Source organism: Salinimicrobium gaetbulicola, assembly GCF_042676025.1.
Lineage (GTDB): Bacteria > Bacteroidota > Bacteroidia > Flavobacteriales > Flavobacteriaceae > Salinimicrobium > Salinimicrobium gaetbulicola.
On the sequence record NZ_JBHTJP010000032.1, the window covers coordinates 1 to 15,526 of the forward strand.

At 40.7% G+C, this 15,526-nt stretch carries 15 protein-coding genes and 1 rRNA gene; 6 read left to right on the forward strand and 10 right to left on the reverse strand.

Annotation, left to right across the window (positions count from 1 at the left end; genetic code table 11):
• The first annotated feature begins 184 nt into the window (after window positions 1-184).
• Window positions 185-293: ribosomal RNA gene (gene rrf, locus ACFQ1G_RS01505) — 5S ribosomal RNA — on the forward strand.
• A gap of 155 nt (window positions 294-448) precedes the next feature.
• Here the strand turns inward: rrf and ACFQ1G_RS01510 are convergent.
• The 4 genes from ACFQ1G_RS01510 to ACFQ1G_RS01525 form a co-directional block, all read right to left on the reverse strand.
• A complete protein-coding gene (locus ACFQ1G_RS01510; RefSeq protein WP_380736472.1) occupies window positions 449-985 on the reverse strand; it encodes a hypothetical protein in 537 nt (178 codons plus the stop codon).
• Window positions 986-1,094: 109 nt separating this feature from the next.
• Window positions 1,095-1,523 carry a DUF4268 domain-containing protein gene (locus ACFQ1G_RS01515; protein ID WP_380736473.1) on the reverse strand — a complete coding sequence of 143 codons (429 nt, stop codon included), beginning with the start codon at window positions 1,521-1,523 and terminating at the stop codon, window positions 1,095-1,097.
• A gap of 2 nt (window positions 1,524-1,525) precedes the next feature.
• Window positions 1,526-2,191, reverse strand: a complete 666-nt coding sequence (locus ACFQ1G_RS01520; RefSeq protein ID WP_380736475.1) for a ZIP family metal transporter — start codon at window positions 2,189-2,191, stop codon at window positions 1,526-1,528.
• On the reverse strand, window positions 2,191-2,922 hold the full coding sequence (locus tag ACFQ1G_RS01525) for a class I SAM-dependent methyltransferase (protein ID WP_380736476.1): 732 nt from the start codon (window positions 2,920-2,922) through the stop codon (window positions 2,191-2,193). The genes ACFQ1G_RS01520 and ACFQ1G_RS01525 overlap by 1 nt, the downstream gene beginning before the upstream one ends.
• Before the next feature lie 44 nt (window positions 2,923-2,966).
• On the opposite strand from ACFQ1G_RS01525, the gene ACFQ1G_RS01530 reads away from it, so the two are divergent.
• Window positions 2,967-4,121 carry a THUMP domain-containing class I SAM-dependent RNA methyltransferase gene (locus ACFQ1G_RS01530; protein ID WP_380736477.1) on the forward strand — a complete coding sequence of 385 codons (1,155 nt, stop codon included), beginning with the start codon at window positions 2,967-2,969 and terminating at the stop codon, window positions 4,119-4,121.
• A gap of 4 nt (window positions 4,122-4,125) precedes the next feature.
• Here the strand turns inward: ACFQ1G_RS01530 and ACFQ1G_RS01535 are convergent, their stop codons facing one another.
• From ACFQ1G_RS01535 to rlmD, 3 genes are read right to left on the reverse strand one after another with little or no spacing between them, the layout of a single operon-like run.
• The gene (locus ACFQ1G_RS01535; protein ID WP_380736478.1) at window positions 4,126-4,827 is read right to left on the reverse strand and encodes a DUF6048 family protein; all 702 of its coding nucleotides are present in this window, start codon (window positions 4,825-4,827) and stop codon (window positions 4,126-4,128) included.
• The gene (locus ACFQ1G_RS01540) at window positions 4,793-5,278 is read right to left on the reverse strand and encodes a DUF6452 family protein (protein ID WP_380736479.1); all 486 of its coding nucleotides are present in this window, start codon (window positions 5,276-5,278) and stop codon (window positions 4,793-4,795) included. The genes ACFQ1G_RS01535 and ACFQ1G_RS01540 overlap by 35 nt, the downstream gene beginning before the upstream one ends.
• Window positions 5,279-6,691, reverse strand: a complete 1,413-nt coding sequence (gene rlmD / locus ACFQ1G_RS01545; protein WP_380736480.1) for a 23S rRNA (uracil(1939)-C(5))-methyltransferase RlmD — start codon at window positions 6,689-6,691, stop codon at window positions 5,279-5,281.
• A 175-nt stretch (window positions 6,692-6,866) separates the two neighbouring features.
• Here rlmD and rocD point away from each other — a divergent pair, with 175 nt between their 5' ends.
• Window positions 6,867-8,111 carry an ornithine--oxo-acid transaminase gene (rocD, locus tag ACFQ1G_RS01550; protein WP_380736481.1) on the forward strand — a complete coding sequence of 415 codons (1,245 nt, stop codon included), beginning with the start codon at window positions 6,867-6,869 and terminating at the stop codon, window positions 8,109-8,111.
• 77 nt (window positions 8,112-8,188) lie between these two features.
• On the opposite strand, the gene ACFQ1G_RS01555 is transcribed toward rocD, so the two are convergent.
• On the reverse strand, window positions 8,189-10,039 hold the full coding sequence (locus tag ACFQ1G_RS01555) for a T9SS type A sorting domain-containing protein (RefSeq protein ID WP_380736482.1): 1,851 nt from the start codon (window positions 10,037-10,039) through the stop codon (window positions 8,189-8,191).
• Window positions 10,040-10,124: 85 nt separating this feature from the next.
• Between ACFQ1G_RS01555 and ACFQ1G_RS01560 the strand changes: the two genes are divergently transcribed.
• On the forward strand, window positions 10,125-10,343 hold the full coding sequence (locus ACFQ1G_RS01560) for a hypothetical protein (protein WP_380736483.1): 219 nt from the start codon (window positions 10,125-10,127) through the stop codon (window positions 10,341-10,343).
• Between the two features lie 2 nt (window positions 10,344-10,345).
• Window positions 10,346-10,894, forward strand: coding sequence for a Smr/MutS family protein (locus tag ACFQ1G_RS01565; RefSeq protein WP_380736484.1), 549 nt, complete (start codon window positions 10,346-10,348; stop codon window positions 10,892-10,894).
• Here the strand turns inward: ACFQ1G_RS01565 and ACFQ1G_RS01570 are convergent.
• A complete protein-coding gene (locus tag ACFQ1G_RS01570; protein WP_380736485.1) occupies window positions 10,888-11,817 on the reverse strand; it encodes a hypothetical protein in 930 nt (309 codons plus the stop codon). The genes ACFQ1G_RS01565 and ACFQ1G_RS01570 overlap by 7 nt on opposite strands.
• Before the next feature lie 89 nt (window positions 11,818-11,906).
• Here ACFQ1G_RS01570 and ACFQ1G_RS01575 point away from each other — a divergent pair, with 89 nt between their 5' ends.
• Window positions 11,907-13,055 (forward strand): cysteine desulfurase family protein, encoded by a 1,149-nt coding sequence (locus ACFQ1G_RS01575; RefSeq protein WP_380736486.1) that lies wholly within the window; start codon window positions 11,907-11,909, stop codon window positions 13,053-13,055.
• A gap of 9 nt (window positions 13,056-13,064) precedes the next feature.
• On the opposite strand, the gene ACFQ1G_RS01580 is transcribed toward ACFQ1G_RS01575, so the two are convergent.
• The gene (locus ACFQ1G_RS01580) at window positions 13,065-15,524 is read right to left on the reverse strand and encodes a TonB-dependent receptor plug domain-containing protein (RefSeq protein WP_380736487.1); all 2,460 of its coding nucleotides are present in this window, start codon (window positions 15,522-15,524) and stop codon (window positions 13,065-13,067) included.
• Window positions 15,525-15,526 lie beyond the last annotated feature (2 nt).

The window sequence follows — 15,526 nt, forward strand, 5'->3', positions numbered from 1 at the left end:
GGCAGCAATGTCATAGCCGAGTGATACTAATAATCCGTATAGCTTAGTGCACTTCCCCGGTAGCAATACCGGGGAGGAACAACCTAAAGCTCCATTAATTACTCCAAGTGTTTTCTTATATTTTTACTTTCCAAATATGTCAACTTATTAGGAGTAGGATCGATTAGATGCCTGCTCAACGATTTAAGGTGGTTATAGCAACGGGGCTCACCTCTTCCCATTCCGAACAGAGAAGTTAAGCCCGTTAGCGCAGATGGTACTGCATCCCGTGGGAGAGTATGTCGCCGCCTTTTTTTTAAAGCCTCTACAGCAATGTAGAGGCTTTTTTTATACCCTAAACTTTGGATCTGAAACCAAATCTCAGCTCCCCTTCCTTCCAGGGAGGGTGTCCGAAGGACGGGGAGGGTTTCTCGAAAATAGTCAACCTGAAAAGATCTCATTCTCCCTTTTACCTTATATAAACATACTGCCCGGTATTGGATATAAAAGCCGTATCGTCATCTTCTGTGATGGTTATATCCTCAGTAAAATCCAAAATCAAGGTGTTTTTTGTCAATTCAACAATGGTCATCTCTTTTTCCGATGCGACGGCATAAGCCCCTGGGGTTGAAGTTCCCTGAAAGTTGGTAATATCTATTGTCTTTCCCGATACTTTGTAATTTCCACTGGAAGTGTAACTTAGGCCTCTGTAAGGAATTGTCATTCCTTCGCCTTTCAGGATAACGTCATAAACTCCCTCTGATTCAAATGTTCCGTTTGAGTGAAAAGTTAAACTGGCATTGATGTTTTCTGCTATACCTTGGTAATCCGCCCGCATACTCATTCCATCAATATTGGATTCTGAGAATCCAGTATATTCAAATTCTGTTAGATTCCATTGACCTGTTAATGATCCTGAGGTTTCTCCATTTGTACCTTCATCTTTTGAGCAGGAAATTAGCGTCACAAAGAAAATTCCGAGTAAACTTAATCTGATTATATTCATCCTTTAAATATTTGGTGGTTACGCTATTAAAGGAAAGAATTGGTAGGGTGGTGACTGGAAGTCGCTATCTTTCTGAAAATAAGATAGTAAAAAGATTAAGCGGTAAAGTCTAACTTTTTATAAAATCGCTGAAATCGTTAAAAAACTCCTCCATGAGCGTCATTTTTTGATATAAAAAGTCTTTTACCAACGGCCAGTCCTTTTTATTGTAAATGCTCACCTTATCCTTTTGAGTATAAATACGAGATATGATTTTGCCTTCGGGGAGTTCATATTCCCGGTCAAAAATGGCCTCCGGTAAATATTCAGATTCCAAAATAGTCTTTAGAGATTCCAGTTTTTCAAAGTAGTATTCTCTTATCAAAGGATCTTCAGCAACTATATCTATAGATACCTGGGCATATTTGCGTTCAAAAGTAAATTTCAGCTGAATTTCTTTAACCCTGGTATTATAAAGCAACCATTTTTGTGGATACTCTTTTCCAAAGCTGGTCCAGAATTCCTGTCTTAATTTTTTCGCTTCTTCTTTACTAAACATGATTAAAGTAGATAAGCCAGAATTATTCCGCCAATTACCACTCCCAGTTTTGAAGCGTTAAAAGTATGATTCTTTGAAGCCTCAAAAAGTATGGTAGTTGAAACGTGAAGAAAGATCCCTATCACAACGGCATTAATGAAGATCGCGTATTCCTCAAGGAATTCAAAGTTATTATGCAACCAGCTCCCGAAAGGTGTCATGATCGCGAAAAGGGTTAAAAATAAAATGATCTTTGCTTTTCCTATTTTTGAGTGAAGCAGGAATGTAGAAAGTATTGCTGCGACAGGTATTTTATGGATCACTACGCCATGAAGGAGGTCTTCGTTTTGTGTCAAAGGGAATCCTTCCAAAAGTGAATGCAAAGAGAGACTCAGCAGTAAAAGTAACGGGAATTTTCCACTTTTTCCATGATGCATATGTCCGTGTTCCACACCTTTTGAAAGAAATTCAAGAAAGATCTGTATTAAAAGTCCGGCCATTATAAATAAACCGACTCTTTCATTTCCACCCGAATATACTTCGGGAAGCAATTCAAAGACAGTGACCGAAAGTAAAAAAGCCCCGCTAAAAGATAGTAGCAATTGAAACCCTGTAGAAGAAGATGGTTTTATATAAAGGGATATAACAAAACCGATTATAACAGCGAGTAAAGGAAGAAAGTAGATCATTAATTAAATACAAGGATTAATCGGTCAGAAGTGTGCTCATTAAATTCTTCGAGTTGATAATTTCCGAAGGTATGCAGTAAATTGATCCCGGCCTTCTCGAAATAAGCATGAAAGCCTTCCAAAGTCAACGCTTTTACTTTTTCAGTGTATGAAAATTCTTCTTCTTCGTCAAAGAAATTAATATCCTTTAAAATAAAACCATTCTGTACCCTTCTGGAAATATTAAAATCTATCCCTTTTACCGTCTTCACTTCTGAAGGAACCAGGTTTTTGATCACCTTTTTAACGTTCATAAAATCAATTACACCATAACCTCCAGGTAAGATCTCTTTTTTGATCGCCTGAATAGATCTTAAATTATCTTCTTCATGGTCAAAATACCCGAAGCTTGTAAAAAGATTGAAGACCGCATCAAATTGTTCATTTACCGGCTCACACATGCAATGCTCCCTGAACCGAAGTGTGGGATTTTCAAATTTTTTGGCGTAAGAAATACTGTTTTCCGAAAGGTCGACACCGGTAACATCAAATCCCAGTTCATTCAAAAATATTGAATGCCTTCCCTTTCCGCAGGCAAGATCCAGAATCTTCGATCCTTGCGGAAGCTTTAGGAAACCAACAAGATTTCGCATGAATTCACGCGCTTCAATATCATTGCGATCCTTGTACAAAATATGATAGTAGGGAGTATCAAACCAAGATGTAAACCAGTTGGGCTGTGCTAATTCCATATCGCCAAAATTAATGTATTTTTGCCTCTCACAGAAAATAACAAATGGGAAATAATTTTAAAATGGTGGCCAAGACCTTATTTGGCTTTGAACCTTTACTGGCAAAGGAATTAAGGAATCTTGGAGCGATGGATGTTAAGGAAGGAGTAAGGTCTGTTTCTTTTGTAGGCGATAAAGGATTCATGTACAAGGCGAATTTATCGCTGCGGACGGCTATTAAAGTTTTAAAACCCATCGAAACCTTCAAGGTTTTTTCTGAAGAAGATCTCTATAAGCAGATATATAAGATCGACTGGGAAAATTATTTAGACGCGCATGAAACTCTTGCAATTGATGCAACAGTTCATTCTGAAAAATTCACCCATTCCAAGTATGTAGCGTTAAAATCTAAAGATGCTATTGTTGACAGGTTTAGAGAGAAGTTTGGAAAGAGACCGGGTGTTGACCTGGATTACCCAACTTTACGCATCAATATTCATATTGAAAAGGAGAATTGTACGGTTTCCCTTGATAGTTCCGGTCAATCTCTGCATAAGAGAGGGTATAAAACGGCTACGAACATTGCACCTATAAACGAGGTTTTAGCAGCAGGTTTGTTACTTCATTCCGGATGGGACGGGCAATGTGATTTTCTTGATCCTATGTGTGGGAGTGGAACCATACTTATAGAAGCGGCAATGATCGCGTGCAACATTCCGCCGAACCTTAATAAAAAAGAATTCGGATTTGAGAGATGGAAGGATTGGGATGAAGATCTTTTCGAGATGATCGAAGCTTCGGTTTTAAAGAAGGTGAGGGATTTCCATTTTACGATAAAAGGTTATGACAAGGCTCCTTCCGCAGTGCATAAAGCCAAGGATAATATTGATAATGCCAATTTATCTGAATTTATCACGGTAGAGCACGAAGATTTCTTTAAGACCGAAAAACAAACTGAACGTCATCTTCATATGGTCTTTAACCCTCCTTATGGAGAAAGGTTGAATATTGATATGCCTGAATTCTATAAGTCAATTGGGGATACTCTGAAACAAAGTTACCCCGATACAGATGCCTGGTTCATCACTTCGAACCTGGAATCTATTAAACATGTAGGATTACGACCTTCCAGGAAGATCAAACTTTTCAACGGTTCCCTGGAATCGAAATTATTGAAATACGAGATCTACGCGGGTAGTAAAAAAGCAAAAAAGCAGTAGAATACTACTTCTTATAAATAGGGATCAAATAGGAAATAGAATAACCGTAACCCACTCCCCAGGTGCTTTCGTCGTACGTACGATTGAATCCGGGGATGAACAGGTTGTCGAAATTACCGGGTTTGGTATGGGAAACCCTTCTTTTCAACTGAAGGTGGGTTCCTAAAAAGACATTATTGAGCACTTCTACCTTTATCCCTAACTGAAGTTCTATCCAGCTTGCGGTCAGGTTGTTGAATTCTTGTGCATCAGTCCGAATATCGGGGTCAAAGTAGTTATCCTTGGTGTAAATGGAATACTCCTGAAGCTCTGAGGAAAACGTCGCAAATCCGTATCTAAGTCCTGCAAAGATCAGGTTTTCCATTCCTTTCCAATTCTCGTAAGCGTTGTAGTTGGCTCCCAGTTTTATATAGCTTCCCTTAGCCATGGCGGTAACATTGGCTTCAGAAATGGTATTTTTCTCATTCCCTATTTCTCCCGCTAAATAATAGTTTCGGTAAAGCCTGTAATCACCTTTTATCTCAAAGCCCTGGTATTCCTCTTCCAGCAATGTGCGAAGCGGCTTGGAAAGATCCACTCCGAGTCTTAACCCGTATTTTTCCTTGTATTCCAGGGAATCTGCCGGGATATCTTCCTGCGCGAAGATCACAGAAGGAAACAGAAGGGAAAGACTAATGAATAATAGAAATATGTGCTTCTGTTTCATTTTCTACGTTTTCTTGTAATACAATTTCTGAAAGGATCCAATTGTCTTCGTCCTGTTGGGTATTTACATCAATGTTGGTGAAATTGACCTTAAAACCACACGCACGATTCAAATATTCGGATTGAGGATCATAGCTGAAGCTAATAAGATCTTCGTTCTCTAAAGGGCTATTATTATTGGCTGTAAAGCTGTATTCGGTAACTCCCTCATCTGTCTTCAACGGAATACTTATAGAATTCGTTGTAACCGGCCCCAAAAACACTTCTTTTCCGGCTGCTTTTACCACTAAGTTCTGAACGGCTTTCAGTCGGGAAGGATCTTCCGCGTCATAAAACTCAATAACAAGTAGGGGAGTAGTCTCAGTTCCTTCCGGACAGATATCATCTTTTTGACATCCCAGAGTTAGGGCACTAAAGACTGCTAAAAAAAGCCATTTTTGGATCTGGTTCATTTATTTTCTTCTTTCTAAACATACCACGTTCTCCACGTGAAAAGTTTGAGGGAACATATCTACTGCCTGGGTTTTGGTCACCTTATAATGCTCATCCAAAAGGGCAAGATCCCTTGCCTGGGTAGCAGAATTACAGCTCACATAGACAATTCGTTCCGGCAAGATACCAATTATTTGTTCAACTACATCCTTGTGCATCCCATCCCGTGGCGGATCTGTAATGATCACATCCGGGTGCCCGTGTTGTTTTATAAATTCCTCGGTAAATACCTTTTTCATGTCTCCCGCGAAAAATTCGGTATTCTCGATGCCATTATTTCTGGCATTTTCTTTGGCATCGGCGATCGCTTCGGGAACAGCTTCCACACCTACCACTTTTTTAGCCTTGGCAGCTACGAACTGGGCAATGGTACCGGTTCCGGTATAAAGGTCATACACAAGTTCATTTCCGGTTAGGCCGGCAAAATCACGAGTGATCTTATAAAGCTCATATGCCTGGGCAGAATTTGTTTGGTAAAAGGACTTAGCGTTTATCTTGAATTTCAGGCCTTCCATTTCCTCGAAGATATGGTCGTTGCCTTTATAGCAGATCACTTCCTGGTCATAGATGGTGTCGTTCCCTTTGGAATTGATCACGTACTGAAGAGAAGTGATCGCTGGAAATTCTTCGGCTATATGATCCAGCAGTAACTCCCTTTTTTCTTTATCATCTTCAAAGAACTGAACCAATACCATGATCTCTCCGGTAGATGAAGTTCGGATCATAAGTGTTCTCAGCATGCCTTTTTGCTCTCTTGTATTGAAGAACGGAATTTCATTTTGAATAGCGAATTCCTTCACGCTGTTCCTAATTCCGTTACTGGGAGCCTGCTGTAAATGGCATTCTTTAATATCCAGGATCTTATCCCACATCCCGGGAATGTGAAAACCAAGTGCATTCCGGTCCTGGATGTCCTTACCACTCTGGATCTCCTCCTGGGTAAGCCAGCGACTGTCGCTAAACGAGAATTCCATTTTATTACGGTAGAAGTAGATCTCCTTACTTCCCAGGATAGGGGTAACTTCAGGAAGTTCAATCTTACCCAAACGGGTTAAATTATTGGTAACCTCCTTTTGTTTGTAAAATAGCTGGTGTTCATATCCCATGAACTGCCACTTACAGCCACCGCACACACTAAAGTGAATACAGGGCGGGTCTACCCGTTTATCTGAAAACTCATGGATCTTTGTTGCCGTACCTTCATAATAGGCTTTCTTTTTACGGGTAGTTTGTACATCGATCACATCTCCCGGAACAGCATTTCCAATAAATATTACTTTCCCGTCTGGTGCCTTTGCGATGCTCTTTCCTTTAGCACCTGCATCGATCACCTCTAGGTTCTTAAATTCCTTATTTCTATTCTTTCTTCCCATGCCGCAAAAATAGGATAAATGCTAAGATTATTGGGCTCAGGATTGAAAATTTCGGGAAACATTTAGTAATTTGCGACTTCTGAATTCAGGATGATTTCTCTCCTCAAATTACCGGTGAAACCGGTAATTCCGAAAAGCAGGAATTGAGTTTTAATAACAAGTAAAATTTTAAAAAATGTCGATTTCAGAAAAAATTTCTTCAGAAGAAGCAATCCAATTAGAAGACAGATATGGAGCCCATAATTACCACCCGTTGCCTGTAGTATTGGAAAAAGGTGAAGGTGTACATGTTTGGGATGTGGAAGGGAAGAAATATTATGATTTCTTATCTGCTTATTCCGCGGTTAACCAGGGTCATTGTCATCCAAAAATTGTAGGAGCCATGCATGAGCAGGCTCAAAAATTAACCTTGACCTCAAGGGCTTTCCACAATGATATTTTAGGAAAGTACGAGAAGTTCGCGACAGAATATTTCGGTTTTGATAAGCTGTTACCGATGAACACAGGTGCAGAAGCAGTTGAAACGGCCATTAAGATCGCCAGAAAATGGGCGTATGAGAAAAAAGGGGTTAAAGAAACCGAGGCAGAGATCATAGTTTGTGAGAATAACTTCCACGGAAGAACTACCACGATCATTTCATTCTCAAATGATGAGGGAGCTCGTAAAAACTTTGGACCATATACTCCAGGGTTCCACAAGATCCCTTATGATGATACCGAAGCATTGGAAGAGGCTTTAAAGAGCAATGATAATATCGCAGGTTTTCTGGTTGAACCTATCCAGGGGGAAGCTGGGGTATATGTTCCTTCGGAAGGATACCTGAAGCGTGCTAAAGCTTTGTGTGAAAAATATAATGTTCTTTTCATTGCCGATGAAGTACAGACAGGAATTGCCCGTACCGGAAAATTACTGGCAGTAGATCATGAAGAGGTTAAGCCTGATGTATTGATCCTTGGAAAAGCAATTTCCGGAGGTGTTTACCCGGTGTCAGCCGTTTTAGCGAATGATAACGTGATGAACGTTATTCAGCCCGGTCAACACGGTTCTACCTTTGGTGGGAACCCGGTTGCCTGTGCGGTGGCGATGGCAGCCCTTACAGTTATCAAAGATGAGAAACTTGCCGAAAATGCTGAAGAATTAGGTAACCTTTTCAGAAGAAAACTGAACGATTATATAAGAAGTTCAAATATCGTAAATCTTGTTAGAGGTAAAGGATTATTGAATGCGATCGTGATCAATGATTCAGAAGATAGTTCTACGGCCTGGGATATTTGTATGAAGCTGAGAGATAACGGGCTTCTTGCAAAGCCAACACATGGTAATATCATTCGTTTTGCACCGCCTTTGGTGATGAACGAAGAACAACTATTGGACTGTGTTGATATTATCTCTAAAACACTTAAGGAGTTCGAAAAATAGCATTTTTGCAATCCTTATAAAAAGAGGTTGTCCAATTTGGACAACCTCTTTTTTTTTGGACAGGGTAAAATCAATTCTTACAAGTGCCTCCTGGTGTTTAAGATCATTACTTTCTTCCTGATGACTGAATTATTCGAATCGGTTACCTTCACGATGTAAACTGCGTTCGAGAAATTCTGGGTGTTGATACTGACTGATCTGCGGTTACCAAAATTACTTCGGAAAAATATTCTTTTTCCCTGCAGATCAAAAATCCCTACAGAGCGAACCGAAGCCTGGTCGGTGCTCATAATCTCCAACTCCCCTAAATAATTATTCTGAAAAATAGAGAATTCAGTATGCTTTTCTTCAACCTCAGGCACCAACGCAATAGGCAGATCGATATCTGCCATTTTTTGGTTAAAGGTCAGATGGAATCTTCCGTTATAATTTCCCGGTTCCAGTACTATTTCAAAAGATTGGTACTTAATACTGTGGTAGGTGTTCTTTTCAGAATCTAAAATATAGATGTTATTCAGTTCGAAATTATCCCATCCGGAAAGGGTGATATTATAGGTCGCTTTGTGGTCTTCCACAATAACAGCTAAAGGAATTTCATCGGTTTCCTTAAACGGCCGAACATCGATCACATATAGGTCCTCATTTTGTAGCCATCCAATATCGGCATGTGCCCTGTCATATGCCATGGCATCCATCCCAATATCAATTTCTGAAGTAGCGGTAGGCCAAAAACCCAAACTGAGTCCTCTCACATATTCATCATTAATTATAACCTCCAGCTTTACTTTTGGTATTACCGTGGGTTCAAATGAAGAAGCTTTTTCAGCCATTTTCAAGCCATTTGTAGATTTGTCATTTCTGAATATGCGGTGAGAATTTTTAAATTCTACAACTCCGCCATTTGCACCCTGTACCATAAACCCCTGGCCAATTGGTAAAAACCTTCTGTCCTGATCTTTTCCTTTTTCACCGGTAGATCTATCCTTAGTGCCGTAAGATTTAAATATGGGCGGCTCATAAATTCCTGAGGTGCAAGGATCAATCGGACTAAAAGCTCCATAACCACCTATGTAATCCTCAAGATAATGAGAGCTTCCGTTTTCTACAGAGTCCCAAAAATATGCAATTCCGGTGGTGGTACTTTTTCTGTTAATAGTACCGTAGCAACCCGTATTTAAAGTTCCTTCTCCCGAGTTTTCCATTAGAAATAAACTTAGATATAAACTCGACGGGTATGGATTACCTACAAGGGCTATTTCATCAGGGTCAATTTGAATTTCGATAAGTCCGGAATTTGGTCTTCCTCTGAAATCATACCGCTGGGCGTTACCCTGGTTATTTGGTTGGGAATCCACGAGAGTTAGATCAGTTCCGTCCACACCTTTCATGCTGAATCCGTAGCCTGCAGGAATTTGGGTTGCTGAGCCCATATAGTGCCAGCCTAAATAATCAAAACCTGTAAAAGTGTATATCCACCGATTGGAGATACTAAGCGGATTTGAAGTACCGTTCAAACTACCGGTATTTGCTGCGGGGCTGCTGTAGGTTTCGGTCTTCGCGGCATACAACATAGTAATCCCAAAAAGGCCGTTTTTCCCGACACTATTTCCAACGGGAGCAGCCCAGTAGTCATAATCATATGCATTGCTGGTTCCGGTTTGAAATACCGAGATTAATCCGTTCCCGGTGTTAGCCGATTTCTGATTTTTTCCCTGGATAAGTTGAGCGCCGTTTCTAAGATAGATATTCGCTTCTGTTGCAGGCTGTATATTCTTGTTCAGGTGGATGTCTTCTGCGACATATAAAACAGTTTCCTTCGCGAAAATGTAATGATCTGTGTTGTTTTTGATAGAAGGACCAACAGATAATTGCGAAAAGGAGGTAATGCTCACAAATAATAAAGCCGTTAAAGAGTAAATTCTTTTCATTTTCCCGAAATTTGCCGCAGCAGTGAATACATCTATTGAAGATATTATATTTTTAAACATGTATGCATCTGATAAACAAATAATTATGAAGAAAAATAATTCTCAGCTAATAAATTTTCTGTTGATCGCCATAGGCGGTATTTTACTCATTTTTGAGATCTCAGGTGAAAAGGAGAACGTTTACTTTTTGATCATAGGGATCATACTTTTGATGTTCGGACTTTACAGGGCAACTAACCACTGGGTGTATACTAAAGATGATCACAAGTTGGATAAAGACGATCAAAAAGACCAAAACTCATAGGGATGTTTAGTCCGGGAGATAAAATAGCGGTTTTGGATGAGGACCTGGAAGGAAAGGTGATCTCTATAAACGGATCTGTAGTTGAAATAGAAACTACGGAAGGTTTCCACCTTCACTTTGATGAAAAGGAACTGATCAAGATAGGTTCGGGTTTACCAGATGTACTGCCCTATGATGTAGAAGATCTTTCCGAAGTGATCAAACAAAAAGAATCGTTTAAAAAACCGCGTTCCCGCAGGGTGAAACCGAAGGAACGAAATGTGCCGCCAATGGAGGTCGATCTCCATATTCATAAACTGGTGCCTAGGACAGGCGGACTCAGTAATTATGATATACTCACCATTCAAACGGATACCGCGAAAAGGCAATTAGAGTTTGCCATGAAAAAAAGGATCCAAAAAGTGGTTTTCATCCATGGAGTTGGGGAAGGAGTATTGAAAGCTGAGCTGGAGACCCTTTTTAACCGATATGAAAACCTGAAATTCTACGATGCCGACTATCAGAAGTACGGCCTCGGCGCTACAGAAGTCTATATTTTACAGAATTACTGACCTTCTTCTGAAGTTCCTGAAGGCTCAATAGTGATCTGCTCACTTGGGGAATCGTAATATCCCAGTTCATAATTTTCAAGTCTGATCTGTTCGCCGTCCCCGCCTTGTTTCGATAACGTAAGATTTTCTACAGTTACCAAATATCGGAAACCTCTGGAAATTATATTTTCCCTGCTTGTCGTCACCTCAAATGAATCTGTGATGGCAGGGTTCAGGTAATGAGCTAAACCATCTTCATTGCGATCATCAGCCGGATTGTTGTTTAAATTCCAGTCCTCATTTCGGGTTGGAGTATTGTCATTATCATCATCTGCGTCCAGGAAATCGGCGGTGCCATCATTGTCTGAATCGGGAAAGTTATTTACCGAATTATCTGCTGTTACTTCAATTTCCACACGGGTAAGAATGTTGTCCCCGTCATCATCAATATCCAAATAATCTGGAATTCCATCTTCGTCTGTATCTCTTTCCGAAGTTATCCCTTCCTGAGTAGAAAGTACCCCGTCTCCGTCATGGTCAGTATTGTTTAAAAGGGTAGTGGTGATAAGCACTTCTCCACCGCTGGTAGTGCGATACTCTTCCACCACTTTTGGGGAAACCGGAGGGATCGCGTTACAGAAATAAGAACTTTCAACTTCCCCGTCAAAAACCCTGTAAATGATCTGGTTTGCAGAAGAGAGAGGAATGGTAGTCTCACCTTCTTCAGTAGTTAAAAATTGAGCAGTTTCATTATTTAGTGTAAACCGGAAAGCGATCGCTTCATGAACCTGGTCATTGTTCAGGTTAAAAAGCACCTGTGAATCACTGTCTTCACACCATTGCAATTTTTTGTTGTCGAAATTGAAATCAGTCACGATCAGATCCCCGTCATCACACGAAATCAGTAAAAAGGCAACAAATACAAGGCAAAAAACATTTTTCATATTCCGGGTTTTCAGCAAAATTAAAAGTAATATATAATTTAAACAGAGTCTTCTTTAATTTTATTTTAAATCCTTTAATTTTGTAGACCATGAAACAAGTCTACTTTGATAATGCCGCTACTACTCAAATTAGGGAAGAAGTGGTGAACAGGATGGCAGAGGTGATGAAAAATGTGTACGGGAACCCGTCTTCTACACATGCCTTTGGCCGTTCAGCGAAAACACTTATTGAGCAAGCCCGTAAAACCGTGGCTAAAATTTTAAATGTAGCTCCTTCTGAGATCATTTTCACTTCTGGTGGGACCGAGGCAGATAACCTGGTCTTGAACAGTGCCGTGAGAGATCTTGGTGTAAAAAGGATCATCACTTCTAAGATCGAGCATCATGCAGTGCTTTACACGTTGAATAAGCTTCATGAGGTGTTTGATACAAAGTTTGATTACGTGAATCTTGATGACTGCGGAAGGGTGGATCTTAACCACCTGGAAGAATTGCTTTCTTCATCTGATGAGAAGACCTTGGTTAGCCTTATGCACGTAAACAACGAAGTAGGGAATCTTTTAGACATTAAGAAAGCAGGCGGGATCTGCAAGGCTCACAATGCCCTTTTTCATTCAGATATGGTTCAGTCTATTGGACATTATGATCTGGATCTTTCTGAGATTCCGGTTGATTTTACCGCGGTTAGTGCTCACAAATTTCACGGACCCAAGGGTGTCGGCTTCGCTTATATAAGAAAGAATAGTGGTTTACAGCCTTTGATCTTCGGGGGAGAGCAGGAGCGTGGTTTTAGGGCGGGAACCGAATCTGTTCACAATATCGTAGGACTTGAAGAAGCTTTGAAACTGGCCTATGAGCACCTGGATGAAGAGCAGGAATATATTTCTTCTCTTAAAACCTATTTTATAGAGCAGCTTAAAAAGGAGATCCCGGGAGCAAAATTCAATGGGGAATGCGATGATTTTGAGAACAGCACGTATACACTTATAAATGTTTGTTTACCTGTTTCTCCGGAAAAATCTTTAATGTTATTATTCCAGTTGGATCTAAACGGAATTGCCTGTTCAAAAGGAAGTGCCTGTCAAAGCGGATCTGACAAAGGATCTCACGTTCTCAGCGCATTTCTTTCTGAAGAAGACCTTAAAAAACCATCTTTGCGATTCTCTTTTTCCATGTACAATACAAAAGAGGAAGTTGATTACGTAGTGAAGGTTTTGAAGGAATTTATAGAGCAATAAAAATCAAGGTTAAAGCTTTAATCCAAGTTTCAGGTTGAAAACTCTTGGTGTAAGGTAGTTAGGGACCGCGTACTGGACCCTTGTGTAAACATCTCTTACGAAAGTATTTGTGATGGAGTTTTGGGTGTCAAAAATGTTGAAAATTTCAAATCCTACTGAAACCTCCTTAAAAGAACGGAACCATTTAAAACTTGTTTCAGAATTTCCATTTTTGAGAATGTAGGATAATCCAAGATCGGCCCGGCGGTAGTCGGGAAGTCGGGATTGGTAGAGGTAAGGATCAGCATAAGCAGGTGAGCCTCCGGGAAGGCCGGTATTGTAAACCAGGTTCAGATACATTTTCAAATCTGGCACTTTAGGTACATAATCCTGGAATAATAATCCGAATTTTAAACGCTGATCTGTTGGGCGGGCAATAAAGCCTTTTTCTTCTATGTTCTCTTCCGTTTTTAAATAACCAAAACTTAGCCAGCTTTCTGTTCCGGGAACAAATTCGCCATTCAGTCTCAGGTCAAGTCCGTAGGCGTAAGCTTCGGCATTATTTTCTGCAGCGTAACGTATTCTAACATTTTCCAGGGTGTATGGATTCACTTTCGAGATGTCTTTATAATAGATCTCTGAAGTGAGCTTAAAAGGCCTGGAATACATTCTGAAGCTGTAATCATGACCAAGGACAAGGTGCAAAGCTCGTTGTGCTTCGACTTCCGGATTGAGGTTTCCGTTGAAATCCCTGAATTCCCTGTAAAACGGTGGTTGGTGGTAAACCCCTCCTGAGATCCTGAAAACCATATCAGGTTTCCAATCGGGCTTGATCGCAAACTGCGCCCTGGGACTAAAAACGATCTCTGAATTTGTAGCAGGCGGAGCATCGAGGTTCCAGAAATTACTTCTTAGTCCCGCGTTGGTCCAGGTTTCATGATTTCCGATCTTTCCCCTTTTACTCCATTGTAAAAACGCCTGCACCCGATTGATCCGGGTTTCATTAAAGGCTCTTATAGAGCGATATGGCACAAGTGGAGCCTCAAAAGGTTCGTAGGGCTCATTCTTTTGAAAGTCGGGCAGGGGAGGCCTGATGGAAAACCCTGCGGAGTCAATGATCTCATATTCCCGAATGCGGTCCCTGATATCTTCATGAGTAAATTTGATGCCGTAGTCAAATTGGTGGGTGTTTATTTTGTAACTGCCTTTATGTTCCGCATTGAGGATCAAGGCATCCAATTTATTTCGGGCATGGGTAAGTTGACCTCCAACGGCTTCAGAATATTCCACATTTCCGAAATTCTCACCGGCCACGTCAGTATTTACCTCTCCCAGGCGATAGGCGGCAATTATATCAAAATATTCCTGCTCCAGGGTGTTGTATGCGGAAAGTATGAAATGGGTGGTGTAATTCTCATTCACCACGTAAGAGGCTTTTGTTGCCCCAAACCAGGTTCTGTAGCGATCTTCCTCCTGGCCGGTATAGTAGATCAGTAGAGCTTTAGGGTCCTGCACCGTACCAAAATTGGTTTGCCGGGTCTTAGGTTCGTAATCGTATACATTTAGAGAGATATTTCCTAAGAAGCTCAATTCCAGCTTGTCTGAGAACTGGTAGGTGAGATTTGTCTGGGCATCGGCAAAACGAGGACGAAAATTCGTTTCAGTCTGTTTTGCCTTTACAAAAAGGCTGTTGTCGCGGTATCTTAAACCGGTTAGGTAGGTGAATTTCTTATTTTTCGAGATCCCTTCCGAAGAAATATTTGCTCCTAAAAATCCCGCATCTATGGTGATTCCAAAATCTACAGGGCGCCTGTAAGTTATATCTAAAACTGATGAAAGCTTATCGCCGTATTTTGCCTGGAATCCTCCTGCGGAAAAGTGGACGTTTCTTACAAGGTCAGGATTGACAAAGCTAAGCCCCTCCTGTTGGCCAGACCTCACGAGAAATGGTCTGTAGACTTCAATACCGTTAACGTAAACCAGGTTCTCGTCATAATTACCACCCCGAACGGAATACTGCGTACTCAGCTCATTATTGGAACTCACCCCGGGAAGTGTTTTCAAGAGATTCTCCACTCCGGCGTTTGCTCCCGGAATATTCCGGATGGTTTCAGGTTGTAAAACAGTAATTCCTCTTACATTTTCAAGTTCTTCCGAAGAAATTATTACTTCCTCGATCTGCTCATTTCCCACTTTTAAAATGGGATTGAATTCGAGAGTTTCTCCCGGCGATAGTAATACCGCGAAAGTGATCTTGCCGTAACTTAGGTGGGAAAGGCTGATATTGATCTTCTTTCCTGCCGGAAGCTCAAGTCTGTAAAATCCATTTTTATTAGACCTGGTTCCAAGACCTTCATTAGTAAAAAGGTTAACATCTTCAACAGGTTCCTGCGACTCATTTAAGATCACTCCTTCGAGGATAGCGGTCTGGGGAAATAGATCACTCCAGAATAACAGGCCTAAAAAGAGAAATAAATGAGATGCTTTCAACC